Origin of the sequence: Cylindrospermopsis raciborskii Cr2010, from assembly GCF_003367075.2 — a bacterium.
In the GTDB taxonomy this organism is placed as follows: domain Bacteria; phylum Cyanobacteriota; class Cyanobacteriia; order Cyanobacteriales; family Nostocaceae; genus Raphidiopsis; species Raphidiopsis raciborskii.
Genome location: NZ_CP065936.1, coordinates 1338171 through 1351707, shown reverse-complemented (window position 1 = coordinate 1351707; position 13537 = coordinate 1338171). Strand labels below are relative to the sequence as shown.

The following is a 13537-nucleotide window of genomic DNA, read 5'->3' as shown; positions in this document are numbered from 1 at the left end:
CCTATGTGTGGGTGTGCTGACTTAAAAATAAGATTAATTTATAAACAAGATTAATTTATTAATATGGTAAGTAGGGAGGCACAATTATTTGTAGGGGCCATGGCGTAACCGATGGGGGTGTTGGGTTTCATACTTCAACCCAACCTACGTTCATCTTATATTTAATTCCACCCACCTACTTAATAAAATATATATGATACTTTTTCGACATTTTAAGGTTCCAGGGGGGGACTCAAGATAAATTATGCCCTCACTCCCTGGGTGAGTAAATATCTTGCTCTGTTCTTCTTAACTGTGATAGAAATCATCCAATCTGATTTCTTTCCAAATTTCGGAAACCTGCCAACCTGTATTACCAACAGAATAAACTATGGCATTATCTCGCAGGGGAATGTAATTGATGTAAAAACTATCGGTTTCAATTAGGCCTGATTCTGGAAGTAGGTCTTCCAAATTATCTGTAATATCAGGTTCAGAACTTTCTTCCTGCACCTCCGTGTTCTTGAGCTGTTCTAGAAGCAACTTTTCAGATTTTTTAATTAGTCTCATATTTGATTGATCTATAGTCATAGGTAATTTCAGCATGATTCCTGATTATGGTCTGGGAAAATTGGGAAACTGTTAGGAAATAATATCTCCTACCTTAAAAGTCTTCCCAGTCACAGTTACTATATCATCAACTAGTAATTTTCTCCCCCTTCGAGTTTCAATCATATCATTAACTTTCACCTCACCATTAACAATCATAATTTTGGCTTGACCACCAGTGGAGACAATGCCTAAGAATTTTAAAAACTGATCGAGTTTAATCATGTTTAAAACCTTTCTATATGAGGTGAAAGTTGTGAAGAAAATTGTGCACTTGAAGATGCTTTTGCACCTTCTCCACAGGTACGCGGTGTGGGAAAAATTTTCCCTGGATTAGCTAGGCTCTGAGGGTTAAAAACCTCTCTTACCCATTGCATAGTTTCTAAATCCGTATCACTAAACATATCTGGCATATAACACTTCTTGTCAGCGCCTATACCATGTTCTCCAGAAATGCTACCACCAACTTTCACACATAACTTGAGAATTTCTCCTCCCACTTCTTCCACCTTTTCTAATTCTCCTGGTATGGAATTATCAAATAAAATCAGAGGATGTAAATTACCATCTCCTGCATGAAAAACATTGGCTATTCTATAACCATATTTTTGGCTTAAAGCCTCAATTTCTGTGAGAACATAAGGTAGTTGGGTGCGAGGAATAACCCCGTCTTGAACGTAATAATCTGGGCTGATATGACCTGCTGCAGCAAAAGCAGCTTTTCTACCTTTCCACAATTTCAATCTCGTTTCCGGGTCCGATGCAGCTGTGATATTACGCGCTCCATTCTTTAAACAAATATCTGTCACCTTTTGTTTATTAGCATTAACTTCTACTGCTAATCCATCCACCTCTACTAATAAAATTGCCGCTGCATCGCGGGGGTAGCAATTAGTAGCTACCACATCTTCTACAGCATTAATACTAATGTTATCCATCATTTCCATACCACCGGGAATTATACCCGCACTCACTATATCAGACACACTAGCTGCAGCAGCTTCTACGCTGGTGAAGTCCGCTAGTAATACACAAATTGATTCGGCAGTTTTGAGGATTTTCAGGGTAATTTCCGTAGCAATGCCTAAAGTTCCTTCTGAACCCACAAATACTCCCGTTAAATCGTAACCGGGCATTTCCGGAATCTGTCCGCCAAGATCAGTAATTGACCCATCAGGAAGAACTATTTTTAGACCCAACACATGGTTAGTAGTCACACCGTATTTTAAACAGTGTACACCTCCAGAATTTTCCGCAATATTACCACCAATAGAGCAGATAATTTGACTCGAAGGATCCGGGGCAAAGTAAAAACCTGCACCACTAACCGCCTGAGTTACCCAACTGTTGATAATTCCAGGTTGGACAATAACACGTTGGTTCTCTAAATCTATCTTGAGAATTTGCCGCATGAGAGAAGTGACAATTAATACTGAATTCTCCAATGGCAAAGCCCCACCAGACAACCCTGTTCCCGAACCTCTGGCAATAAAGGGTATGGAATACCGGTTACAAATCTTTACTACTGCTGCCACTTGTTCAGTGGTGCGGGGTAAAACTGCCACCGCTGGTCTTTGACGATAACTGGTTAAACCGTCACATTCGTAGGTTATTAGTTCTTCTTTCCGTTGAACTACACCTTTTTCACCTAGCACGGCTATGAATTCTTTAATAATTGGTTTCCAATCTATTTCTTTTTTATCTTGAGTTTTATTCAGCATAGTTTCTTTTATTGGTAGCACCATTTTCTCACATTATATTTGCCATGGGTTTGCGGTATCTTTAATATTTCCTCTCCTGGGGCTCAAACATGTTTACTACTACTGGCATATACTCTATTCTAAGATTTAATGGTGAGTAGTAAGCCATACTATGCTTTAAAAATTGATGATCATCTCGACTGGGAAAATCTTCTCTAAAATGGGCACCTCTACTTTCTCGACGACTAAATGCTGATGCTAATATGGTTTTACCAACCACCACTAAGCTCTTTAACTCCATAGCCTCTACTAATTCCGTATTCCAACACTTACCCTTGTCATCTAAGTGTATCTGACAAGACTTAGCTTCAATTTCTTCAATTCTTTCTAATCCTTCTTTCATTAGTTCTGCGGTTCTAAATACTCCACAAAAATCTGTCATTGTGTCCTGAAGTTGTTCACGAATTTGATTGATGCGATATTTTCCCGGTTGTGCTAACAAACTCTCAATCTCTTCCTCGGTCGCTCTTATATAATTTTGTTCATCTATAACTGGTAGTTTACGGTTTTGTACATATTCCGCCAGTTTCGCTCCGGTGCGTCTGCCATAAACTACACATTCTAATAGCGAGTTACTACCTAAACGATTGGCACCGTGAACAGATACACAGGCAGTTTCTCCAGCGGCAAAAAAGCCCTCAACTAACTCAGTGCTATTGCAACGTACTTGTCCATCGGTGTTCACCGGAATACCACCCATACAATAATGAATGGTGGGACGCACTGGCATGGGTTGGGTGACCGCATCCACACCCACTAACCTATGGGCCTCTTCCCAACAAAAAGGTACTCTACTCATGATTTTTTCCCTTCCTAGATGTCGTAAATCTAAATAAACAAAGGGTCCACCAGCAGTTCCGTCTAAACTAGCACCTCTGCCTGCGCGAATTTCGTAGGCGATCGCCCTGGATGTAATATCACGAGGTGCCAGCTCCATGCGGCTAGGAGCATAGTTCACCATAAAACGGTCACCTTGAGCATTAATTAAATAGGCACCTTCTCCTCGAACCGCTTCGGAGATCAGCACTCCCACTGGATATAGACCAGTGGGATGAAATTGGACAAACTCCATATCTTCCAAAGGTAGTCCAGCTAATGCGGTCATTGCCAAACCATCACCCGTAGAGGCATAATCATTTGAAGTAGTGTTGTAAACACGACCATAGCCACCAGTAGCAAACATAATTGCCTTGGCGCGTAGAACTGCAATTTTACTATCTAGTAAGTGGAACATAACTAAACCTTTGGCTTCATTATCTTCCATAATCAGTTTAGTCACATACCACTCTTGATATATTTGTACCCCATAGCGGCGCAAATTACTAACCAACTCATGGAGGATGGCGTGACCGGTTTTATCAGCTGCGTAACAGGTGCGATTATGAGAATGTCCACCAAAAGCCCTTTGAGCAATTCTCCCATCTGGTAAACGAGAAAATAACACTCCCAGATGTTCTAAATCAATCACCACATCTGGTGCTTCTTGAGTGAGAATGGCCACAGCATCCTGGTCTGCTAAGTAATCCGAACCCTTAACCGTATCGAAAGCGTGAGCTTGCCAACTGTCTTGAGTATCCACATTTTTCAGGGAAGCAGCCATTCCCCCCTGAGCAGCTACCGAGTGAGAACGAATAGGATGGGTTTTAGCCACCAGTGCTACTTTTAAGCTAGGATCCGTTCTGGCAATTTCTAATGCTGCTCGACATCCAGCTAAACCACCACCAACAATAACTACATCATGTTCTATCATCGTCATCAACCCCCTATTGGAAAAAAATACCCTGTTTGGGAACAGGGATGTTATTTTCAGTCGTCATTAAACCGGTAAGCACCACCCATATTTTACTGATTTCAACTGGTGGCTTGAATCGGTTTTTGCACCGGAACACCATCTGCTGTCGCTTGTGTTTTTGTTTCCAACTCGACAGCATTTAGCTCTATATGGTTTAATAGAGTGGTGACAAAAGCAAACAACAGAAAAGGGAGAGTAAAAACAACCACAAGTCCTACCGCAGCTAAAGCATATACAGGTCTTCTAGCACCTATTAATGCTAAAGCCGAAGCTAGACTAAGTGTAATTGTGATTAACCAAGCAACAATTTGACCGTAGATATCACCAAATGTGAGGGTACAAACAAAGCGATAGTTTTGAATATTATTCTTATTCATCATTGCCTCCCGTCTATCCTATAGGTTCTACCTTAAAATCATGATTGCTCTAAGATTAATTTCTCAATATTTTTCTAAAGTTTGTAATATCACTTAACATTTACTGTCAACAACCCACCTCCGAGGGTATCCAGGAGTTCTCTAAAGATGATTTGCAGAAAAAATCAACCGCTATATCTGAAAACCAACTCACAACTGTGTAGTTTAAAACTAGCAGAGTAAAAATACAACGTTTAATCTAAGATCTTTATCTTAATGACTTTTAATTTATCAGACAAATTGAAACACTTATGAGCGCAACTAATTCACGGCGAATTATTATCGGGGATGTACACGGTCACTATCAAGGTCTAATGATCCTAATGGAAAAAATAGCACCTAACTCAGGGGATCAGGTATATTTCCTGGGAGACTTAATAGACCGAGGTCCACAAAGTGCTCAGGTGGTCAAGTTTGTTAAAGAAAATAATTATCCCTGTCTCCTAGGTAATCATGAGGAAATGCTTCTGAATGTGATGATTCATCATTACACATCAAATAAGGCTGTACAATCATGGTTATATAGCGGGGGACAAGCTACCATGGCCAGTTATAGATCCGCAAGAATACCTCAAGAAGATTTAGACTGGTTTAGCAGTTTACCTACATATCTTGATTTGGGAGATATTTTGTTAGCCCATGCGGGAGTCAATCCAAATAAGTCTTTATCTGAGCAAACAGGAGGAGATCTATGCTGGATTAGAGAGGAATTTCATAGCATGGAAACGCCCTACTTTACAAACAAACTAATTATTACGGGACACACAATCACCTTTACCTTGCCAGGAATGAGACCTGGAGAGTTAGCACAGGGTCAAGGGTGGCTAGATATTGACACTGGTGTATATCATCCCCGCAGTGGTTGGTTGACCGGACTGGATATAACTAACAAGTTGGTTTACCAGGTGAATGTTTTTAAAAACACCACTCGCTGTTTACCCCTGGAAAAAGCGGTAAGCAGAATCAATCCACAAGAAATTAAACTTAGTGGTCGCTACAAACAAGTTGGATAAGCGTTCTGGCTCCCCTCCACAAAGCTATCGGAATAGTACTTGCAGATTGCTTTTGTAACTAGCACTGTCTAATCCACCATTAGAATTGATTTGTGGAAATTGATTGATTTGTTGTTGTAACCGATTAATTCTGTCCCCGGTTGCAGGGTGGGTACTCAAAAAAGTTGGTATGGAACCCTGTGACTGAAGTTTTCTCATGAAAGAAACTGCTGCTGTGGGTGAGTAGCCACTCCGTGTTAAAATTCTTAATCCCCTAGCGTCAGCATCAAACTCATCCTTGCGACTTCTAGGACGATTTAAGGCTAGATCTACGCCAATAGCTACAGCTTGACTACGATCCAAACCAGTTATACTAGCTACACCACTAGCAATAGCCCTTTGTTTCATTTGCTCGATTAAATGTTTGCCCTCAATATGACCCATTTCGTGTCCAATCACACTGGCTAACTCGGCTTCATTATCAGCAGCTTTTAATAATCCAGTATGAATATAAACAAAACCACCTAAAGTAGCAAAAGCATTAATTTGTTCATCTTCCACAACTTGAAAGGTATAGGGAATATTGGGGCGGTTAGCATTAAGTACCAACCTTCTACCCAGTTGAGACACATAGTTAGTTAGTTGCTGATTACGGGAAATTCGTACTTCTTGACCTACCTGGTCATTCATCTGTCTTCCCAGTTCCACTTCTTGATTAGTGGATAAATTAGATAGTTGTAGTATTTGTGCACCCTGAAGTAAGAGAGGTAATAAATCTATGGCGCGACTGGGCAGGGACGTACTCAAACACAGACTTAGAGCAACAATGGATGAAATTACAGGGTAGACCCAGCGACGTTGCCATAAACGGTAAATTGGCAAAAACCTATTCCAGTTCATAAATTTACTACCATTTTTTATAGGGTAAGAATTTGCCATTCATGGTCACTTTTACCCGGTCACCTTTCTCATCTTCTACCTTCTCGATGTCAAGGGTAAAGTCAATGGCGCTCATAATACCATCACCAAACTTCTCATGAATTATTTCTTTTATAGGATAACCATAGACTTGAATAATTTCATAGAAGCGATAAATTAAAGGATCCGTTGGAACCACAGGACCTAAACCTTTACTAGGAAAAGAGGTTAAAGCAGCGACTATATCCTGACCTAGACCTAAAATATCGGCGATTTTGGTTGCTTCTTCTACACTGGTGCTGTTTTGACCATAAAACAAAGAGGCAATCCAAACCTCATCTCTTCCTATTAACCTTTCTAGATCCGCAAAGCTCAACCCCTTGGCTTTTTTAGCTGCTAGTAGTTTTGCTGTGAAAGATGGCAATTCAACTGTCATAATTCTCTTGGTTTGTAGTGCTTACATCAGGATAACCTACAATTGATGCTCCCTCCATTTTAAGCTAAGGTTTCTGGACAATAGCCTAAACCTCTAACAAACTGTTGTCTAAACGCCTCAATTTCCTCTTTTTCTGAACCACCATGGGAGACAATGGCTATTTGGTAGCGTTGCATTACTTCTATGGGACTTTGTCCTGCTTCTAAACTCCAAAATGCCATTTGTAATCTCATAGGCGGTTCATAGCTAATCCCTAGCTCATTACAAAAAGCTCGAAAATCACCGTCTTCTTGAGTAGAAATTGCCTCTTTTAATTTAATCCTGATTACCCAACCATTAATTTGATGAATTACGGTGATAAAGGAAACTGGCATTTGTGGGCGATTGTAGAGGTGCTGAACAACTCTTAAGGTGAGACTGGCATTGCCTAGATAATATAAGTATTCTATCATGGTATTTGGGATCAAATCCAATCCTACACTCATAATTTTCTTTCCATAAGGATAATTCTTTCTAGGGTAAAAATCCCCCTTTTTATATGGGGAGGTTTACCCAATCTTATGGCTTTGGAAAAGACGCTTATTCAAAGGTTCAGGGGAGTGTCAAAAAGATACTCTACTAAAATTTATTCATATTTTTATATCCAGACCTAAAAACCCATATATATTAAGTACTACGGACTTTATACTTTTGTAAACATTTTCTGGTGATTTTTCATAATGTTACCACTCCCCAACCAGATAGTCACTTATAGCCCCGCATACACTCTTGTTCCCACCTATGAGTGTTTTAATAAGTGCACCTATTGTAACTTTCGCTCTGATATAGGTTCCCATCCTTGGATGACCTTAGAGCAAGCAGAGAAAATTTTATTCTCCCTGAAAGGTCAAGGTATTTGTGAAATCCTAATTCTCAGTGGTGAAGTTCACCCTTTATCATCTAGACGTCAGGAATGGTTGGATCTGATTTATGACCTATGTGTCCTAGCTCTTTCTATGGGGTTTCTACCCCATACTAATGCTGGAATTCTCAGTTTTTCAGAAATGCAAAGGCTTAAAAATGTCAATGCTTCTATGGGGTTAATGTTGGAGCAGTTAACCCCTAAATTATTACATACTGTTCACCGCCATGCACCTAGTAAAATTCCAGAGTTACGTTTACAACATTTACAATGGGCCGGAGAGTTACAAATTCCCTTTACTACTGGTTTGTTATTAGGAATAGGTGAAAATGAAGATGATAGACGACAAACCCTCATGGCTATTACTGATTTACATTTAAAGTATCAAAACATACAAGAAGTTATTTTACAACCCCATAGTCCGGGATCTGAACAAACCTTTGATGAAGTTGCTTTTGATCCTTATCAGCTACCCCGGGTCATAGCTCAAGCGCGGGAGATTTTACCATCGGATATCACCATTCAAATTCCCCCCAATTTAGTCCCCGAGGAAAACTGGTTATTGGCTTGTTTGGATGCGGGAGCTAGGGATTTGGGAGGAATTGGTCCCAGGGATGAAGTTAATCCTGATTATCCCCATCGGGAAGTAAATAGACTTAGGGAAGTTTTACTATCTGGTGGGTGGACCCTACTACCACGCTTACCTGTTTATAAAAGAACTCATTCTGTTTTGGGTGCAATGGTTTTTTCTTAATCATTAGCACAACAGAATGCCCAGTCTTTGACTGGGCATTCTCGCACACGTTAGTTGTTGTTTTAAATGGGCAGTACCAGACTCGAACTGATGACATCCTGCTTGTAAGGCAGGCGCTCTACCAACTGAGCTAACCGCCCTTGTTTTTTCACCTTATTAATATAACACAAGCTTTTGGAATTTGGCAAGGGGTTTAGAAAAAATTTTTTTTGATTTTGGGACTTTCCTAATGGCAGGTTATTGGCTATACTGGGCAGGTATTAGTTGTTAAGTTTTGAATTTTGAGGTGTTAGTTTTCTCCAATGCCTTCTGGACAAACACATGACCGCATTACTATCTGGTCTATTCCCCTAGTTGCCAGTGTAACTTTAGTTGCTACTGGTAGCGGTAATATGACTTTGGTGGTGCTGGGGGGGTTTATGTTTGGCGGTTTGATGTTTGGCCCTGACTTGGATATTTATTCTCGTCAGTTCCAGCGCTGGGGTTGGTTCCGTTGGATTTGGTTACCCTATCAACAAAGTTTGCGTCACCGCTCTTTTTTGTCCCACGGCCCAATTATTGGTACTACTCTTCGGGTAGTTTATTTAATGGTATTTATAGCTGCTACTACTGGGTTAATTTTATTAATACTCGCCAGTTTTTCTAACTTATCTGTGAACTGGGGTGACATTTGGGCAAGGGTGAGACAAAATATGTCTACATACGCCAGAGAGTTTTTTGCCTGGTTTGTAGGTTGTGAACTTGGTGCTATGAGTCATTACCTCAGTGATTGGACAAGTTCTACCTACAAACGTTTTCAAAAACAAGGTGTTCATGCTTTACTACCCAGTAGCAAAATTAGAAAACGTAAGATTCACAGTCGTCGTTCTCGTAGTTCTAAACCTAAAGCTGATAAAAAACAGTAATGCTAATTATGACAGCACAGAATAAATTTATCAATAGTAACATAGCTGATAACGCTCATTTAGTGGCTTTACAAGAGTTAATAGATGTGGTTGCTAAATTGCGATCGCCTGAAGGTGGATGTCCATGGGATTTGGCACAAACCCAAACCAGCTTAACTCCCTACATAATTGAAGAAGCATACGAAGTAGTAGACGCGATTAGTACAGGAGAACAAAGTGCTATATGTGAGGAGTTGGGAGATTTACTATTACAGGTAATATTACAAGCTCAGATAGCCAGCGAAAAGGGGGATTTTTCTGTAAAAGAGGTAGCTGAGGGTATTGCCCAAAAACTAATTCGTCGTCATCCCCATGTGTTTGGTGATGTGAAAGTGGAAAATGTAGAGCAAGTGCGCCAAAATTGGGATGAAATCAAAGCAGCAGAAAAAGGGCAAACTATGGCAACCCAAAAACTCAGTGATAAGTTAAATCGCTATCGTCGTAGTCTTCCACCATTAAATGCTGCTATGAAAATTTCTCAAAAAGCTGCTGAGGTTGGTTTTGAATGGAGTGATATTAAGGAAGTTTGGGATAAATTTCACGAAGAATTAGCTGAGTTTGACCAAGCTTTAGCTGGGGAAACACCAGAAAGACAAGAGTCAGAATTGGGAGATTTATTATTTGCAATTATTCAACTAGCTAGATGGTATAATCTTGATCCTGCTAGAGGTTTGGCAGGAACAAGTTTACGATTTGTTCAACGTTTAAGAACTATGGAACAGGTTATGGATCGTCCGATTAGTGATTATAAATTGGCGGAATTAGAGGCGCTTTGGCAACAAGCTAAAGCTAAATTAATAGATGGTTGATAAGGAGTGGTTTAAATAAAGACTGTATGAACATTTCTCTAGATCGTCTAATTCGTGGTGCTAAGGAGGGGAAAATAATTAGTTTCCCCACAGATACAGTTCCTGGGATGGCTACCATACCCACAAAAGCAGAATTAATATATATTGCTAAACAGCGCAGTTTAGACAAACCCTTAATTTTAATGGGAGCTGAACCGGAAAGTTTGTGGGAATATGTAAAAGGTAGTGATCAAGAATATGAAATTTGGCAAGAGGTGGTTAATAGATATTGGCCTGGTGCATTGACTCTAGTTTTACCAGCTAGTGATAAAGTTCCTAGGGTAATGAATCCTCAAGATCCTACCACTATTGGTATTAGGGTTCCCAATCATCCTATAGCTCGGGCAATTTTGGCACAAACCGGACCTATGGCAACCACGAGTGTTAATTTATCAGGAAAACCCCCCTTGGAAACACAAGCTGAAATAGCTGGAGAATTTCCAGATGTTCTCACTGAAGAATTGATAGAATATAAAGGTTTAGGAGTTCCATCTACCGTAGCCAAATGGACAGAAAATCATTGGCAAATTCTTCGTCAAGGTAGTATTATAATTGGTTAAGGTTGTTGGGCTAATATCTTTATTATGAAAAACCCATGAATTTTACTAACTTTTTATATTTAGCCATCGGAATTTTGCTAGGAATTGCCATTGATAAACTACCTATGAAATTATTTTCCAACTCAGCAAATTCATCTGGATATCAACCTAATCCGGATGAAAACAATTGGGAAAGATCACAAACACAAATTTTACAGCAGCTACACCAAACAGAATTGGCTTATGAAATGGCCAGGGAAATGAGCCAATTTCATGCGGGGTTTTTGGTCAGGATTAGTCATGAATTGCGATCGCCTATTAATGGATTAATCGGACTTCACCAATTAATTTTACATGACTTATGTGAAAATCCCCAGGAAGAAAGAGAATTTATTAATCAAGCATACGAAAGGTCGCTACAGTTTTTAAAAATCATTGATCAAATGCTAAATATTGCGAGAATAGAACATGGAACTAATCATCTGGTAATTGAATCCGTGGGCATAAGGGAGGTTTTTCAAGAGGTGGAAGAACTGACTTATATGTTAGCTGCTAATCGCAATTTCCCTTTGCAAATCTGTTTACCCCCATCGGAAATTTATGTGTTAGCAGATAAACGCTGGTTACGGCAAATCCTTGTAAGCTTGATAGATAACACAATTAGCACAATGGAATCGGGATATATTTGTCTTTTTATCAAATCCCCTGATGGCAATATTACTACTGATATAAATAATCATCTTGATATTTATCTGGATCTTCCTAGCAATACAGTAATTTCCCATGAAAGGTTAGAGACCTGTTTACGCATAACTGATAACCATGATTCAGAAATCAGAGATATGTCACCAGGAATGAAATTATTAATCAATCAAAGATTACTGGAAATGATGGGAGGGAAACTAGAAATTATTGAACCTGATTCTCCTCCCATCAGTAATGAGACGACAAATTTCACCCGATTGCAAATTACCCTACCCCAAATCACAAGTACTTCAATTCCTGAAGTTCTTCTTGCTCAATAGAACCTAATTTAGAATTATTATGTAGTACCATGGTGGTACTATTATTATGTTGAAATCCAATTTTCTCATAAAACTTTTGTTGATGAGTGGTCATTAAATAAACACGCTCTACCTGCATTAGAGGGTGGGATAAAATCCTCCTCACTAACCTCATTCCCAAACCTCTTCCTTGATAATCTGGATGAATTACCACATCCCAAATGGTAGCGCGATATATACCATCAGAATTCGCTCTAGCAAAACCAATTAATTTTTCTCTGTCCCAAACAGAAATTACCGGTTTACTATTAGCAACAGCTGTACTCAAATCCTCTATACTACGCCCTTTAGCCCAAAAAGCAGTATGATTAAATAAATGTTGAAGTTGATATATATCAATTTCTGTCAGGCGATCGCTAAAATGGATTTGAGGATTTTTCATGTATAGACACCCACTTGCTAGTATTGTCATTTCTGTTATGGCATATTTTTTGGCGCATTATCAAGAGAGAAAAGATTTTTAGAAAATGCCAACTTGGCAACCTAACAATTCAGAAGCAAGTTAAATTAAATTAGAGAAACAAAAGCTACTGTGCTGGGTTTGTCTCACAACAAAACAAAATGACCGATTGCTGCAATAGGAATGCTCATTCAATAACCCCAGTCGTTTAATTTTATTACCCCCCTAATTAACGACCAGGGTCATGAGTTTATTCCCGAATCGCTTCAGCAGCACTAAATAGAGTGGGAGTGAATGACGCTTGGTAATGTCTCCTCCCACTCTATTTTTTATGTTTCTTTAAATAAAGAGAACTGTTTAGAAATAATCTGTTATTTTAACGAAAAACATGTATGATCTAACCATAATAGACCTTATGAAATCATTCAATTAACCATCTTCAGGTCCCAAAATTATGAACTTGTCAAATTCCACAACTCTGCAAAATCTGGAAACTGCTTTCAGTGGTGAATCCATGGCAAATCGTAAATATCTATTTTTTGCTAAAGTAGCACGTCAATTAGGTTTTAATGACTTAGCAAAACTATTTAAAGAAACAGCAGAGCAAGAAACTGAACATGCTTTCGCTCATTTTGAGTTATTACATCCAGAGCTAGTTGTAAAAGATCCAGCTAGTTTAACCGATGACCAAAAAAGAGCTATTATGTCTAATTGTTTGTCCTTAGCAATTGAAGGAGAAACATACGAATATACTACTATGTATCCCAATTTTGCTGCTGATGCTGTAAGAGATAGGGACAATTTAGCAGTAGAAGAATTTACAAAACAAGCAGAGGATTCCAATGAGCACGCCAAAATCTTTCGCGATGCTGGTCACCGGTTTGGGTTGCTAAAGTTCATTGAAAATTATCATGCGGATCGCTATTCAGAAGCTTTAGAAGTATTAAATGGAGGAGAACCCGTAACTAGAATTGTCAAACCCGATCCCCAAACTCAAAAATGGATTTGTAGACAATGCAGTATGATTTACGATCCGGTTAGTGGTGATCCTGATTCGGGGATTGCACCTGGTACTCCTTTTGCAGAAATTCCTGATAATTGGACTTGTCCTATTTGCGGTGCTACGAAAAAGAGTTTTAAGATCCTGGAAGAAAAAGTTGGTGTTTGAACCTGAACCTTGATCAA

Annotated in this window: 16 protein-coding genes and 1 tRNA gene; 7 read left to right on the top strand and 10 right to left on the bottom strand. The window is 39.3% G+C overall.

Annotated features, from left to right (window positions below):
• Positions 1 to 288: 288 nt before the first annotated feature.
• The 5 genes from C6N34_RS06165 to C6N34_RS06145 form a co-directional block, all read right to left on the bottom strand.
• On the bottom strand, positions 289 to 585 hold the full coding sequence (locus tag C6N34_RS06165; RefSeq protein WP_236107441.1) for a hypothetical protein: 297 nt from the start codon (positions 583 to 585) through the stop codon (positions 289 to 291).
• Between the two features lie 36 nt (positions 586 to 621).
• Complete coding sequence (locus tag C6N34_RS06160; protein ID WP_006276096.1) at positions 622 to 813, bottom strand: RNA-binding S4 domain-containing protein; 192 nt, start codon at positions 811 to 813, stop codon at positions 622 to 624.
• 2 nt (positions 814 to 815) lie between these two features.
• The gene (gene glcD / locus C6N34_RS06155) at positions 816 to 2309 is read right to left on the bottom strand and encodes a glycolate oxidase subunit GlcD (RefSeq protein ID WP_057177001.1); all 1494 of its coding nucleotides are present in this window, start codon (positions 2307 to 2309) and stop codon (positions 816 to 818) included.
• Between the two features lie 61 nt (positions 2310 to 2370).
• Positions 2371 to 4098 carry a succinate dehydrogenase/fumarate reductase flavoprotein subunit gene (locus C6N34_RS06150; RefSeq protein ID WP_057176968.1) on the bottom strand — a complete coding sequence of 576 codons (1728 nt, stop codon included), beginning with the start codon at positions 4096 to 4098 and terminating at the stop codon, positions 2371 to 2373.
• 101 nt (positions 4099 to 4199) lie between these two features.
• Positions 4200 to 4517: a hypothetical protein gene (locus tag C6N34_RS06145; protein WP_006276099.1), complete on the bottom strand. Its 318-nt coding sequence runs from the start codon at positions 4515 to 4517 to the stop codon at positions 4200 to 4202.
• A gap of 290 nt (positions 4518 to 4807) precedes the next feature.
• Here C6N34_RS06145 and C6N34_RS06140 point away from each other — a divergent pair, with 290 nt between their 5' ends.
• Positions 4808 to 5569 (top strand): metallophosphoesterase family protein, encoded by a 762-nt coding sequence (locus C6N34_RS06140; protein WP_115539405.1) that lies wholly within the window; start codon positions 4808 to 4810, stop codon positions 5567 to 5569.
• Between the two features lie 24 nt (positions 5570 to 5593).
• Here C6N34_RS06140 and C6N34_RS06135 read toward each other — a convergent pair whose 3' ends face one another.
• Genes C6N34_RS06135 through C6N34_RS06125 form a run of 3 tightly spaced genes read right to left on the bottom strand, consistent with a single transcriptional unit; the run spans position 5594 to position 7351 of the window.
• Positions 5594 to 6448, bottom strand: a complete 855-nt coding sequence (locus tag C6N34_RS06135; RefSeq protein ID WP_057177000.1) for a M48 family metallopeptidase — start codon at positions 6446 to 6448, stop codon at positions 5594 to 5596.
• A 7-nt stretch (positions 6449 to 6455) separates the two neighbouring features.
• The gene (cynS, locus tag C6N34_RS06130; protein WP_115539406.1) at positions 6456 to 6902 is read right to left on the bottom strand and encodes a cyanase; all 447 of its coding nucleotides are present in this window, start codon (positions 6900 to 6902) and stop codon (positions 6456 to 6458) included.
• Positions 6903 to 6961: 59 nt separating this feature from the next.
• Positions 6962 to 7351, bottom strand: coding sequence for a hypothetical protein (locus C6N34_RS06125; protein WP_040008191.1), 390 nt, complete (start codon positions 7349 to 7351; stop codon positions 6962 to 6964).
• 270 nt (positions 7352 to 7621) lie between these two features.
• On the opposite strand from C6N34_RS06125, the gene cofG reads away from it, so the two are divergent.
• Positions 7622 to 8557 (top strand): 7,8-didemethyl-8-hydroxy-5-deazariboflavin synthase subunit CofG, encoded by a 936-nt coding sequence (cofG, locus tag C6N34_RS06120; protein WP_057176965.1) that lies wholly within the window; start codon positions 7622 to 7624, stop codon positions 8555 to 8557.
• A gap of 67 nt (positions 8558 to 8624) precedes the next feature.
• Here cofG and C6N34_RS06115 read toward each other — a convergent pair.
• Positions 8625 to 8697: transfer RNA gene (locus C6N34_RS06115), tRNA-Val, on the bottom strand.
• 162 nt (positions 8698 to 8859) lie between these two features.
• Between C6N34_RS06115 and C6N34_RS06110 the strand changes: the two genes are divergently transcribed.
• The 4 genes from C6N34_RS06110 to C6N34_RS06095 are packed head-to-tail and all read left to right on the top strand — an operon-like array spanning position 8860 to position 11913.
• The gene (locus C6N34_RS06110) at positions 8860 to 9462 is read left to right on the top strand and encodes a metal-binding protein (protein WP_057176964.1); all 603 of its coding nucleotides are present in this window, start codon (positions 8860 to 8862) and stop codon (positions 9460 to 9462) included.
• 8 nt (positions 9463 to 9470) lie between these two features.
• Positions 9471 to 10310 (top strand): nucleoside triphosphate pyrophosphohydrolase, encoded by an 840-nt coding sequence (mazG, locus tag C6N34_RS06105; protein ID WP_057176999.1) that lies wholly within the window; start codon positions 9471 to 9473, stop codon positions 10308 to 10310.
• Between the two features lie 26 nt (positions 10311 to 10336).
• The gene (locus tag C6N34_RS06100; protein WP_115539407.1) at positions 10337 to 10909 is read left to right on the top strand and encodes an L-threonylcarbamoyladenylate synthase; all 573 of its coding nucleotides are present in this window, start codon (positions 10337 to 10339) and stop codon (positions 10907 to 10909) included.
• Positions 10910 to 10944: 35 nt separating this feature from the next.
• Positions 10945 to 11913, top strand: a complete 969-nt coding sequence (locus C6N34_RS06095) for a sensor histidine kinase (RefSeq protein WP_057176962.1) — start codon at positions 10945 to 10947, stop codon at positions 11911 to 11913.
• Here the strand turns inward: C6N34_RS06095 and C6N34_RS06090 are convergent.
• On the bottom strand, positions 11873 to 12334 hold the full coding sequence (locus C6N34_RS06090; RefSeq protein ID WP_006276109.1) for a GNAT family N-acetyltransferase: 462 nt from the start codon (positions 12332 to 12334) through the stop codon (positions 11873 to 11875). The genes C6N34_RS06095 and C6N34_RS06090 overlap by 41 nt on opposite strands.
• Before the next feature lie 472 nt (positions 12335 to 12806).
• On the opposite strand from C6N34_RS06090, the gene C6N34_RS06085 reads away from it, so the two are divergent.
• Positions 12807 to 13520, top strand: a complete 714-nt coding sequence (locus C6N34_RS06085; RefSeq protein WP_115539408.1) for a rubrerythrin family protein — start codon at positions 12807 to 12809, stop codon at positions 13518 to 13520.
• Positions 13521 to 13537 lie beyond the last annotated feature (17 nt).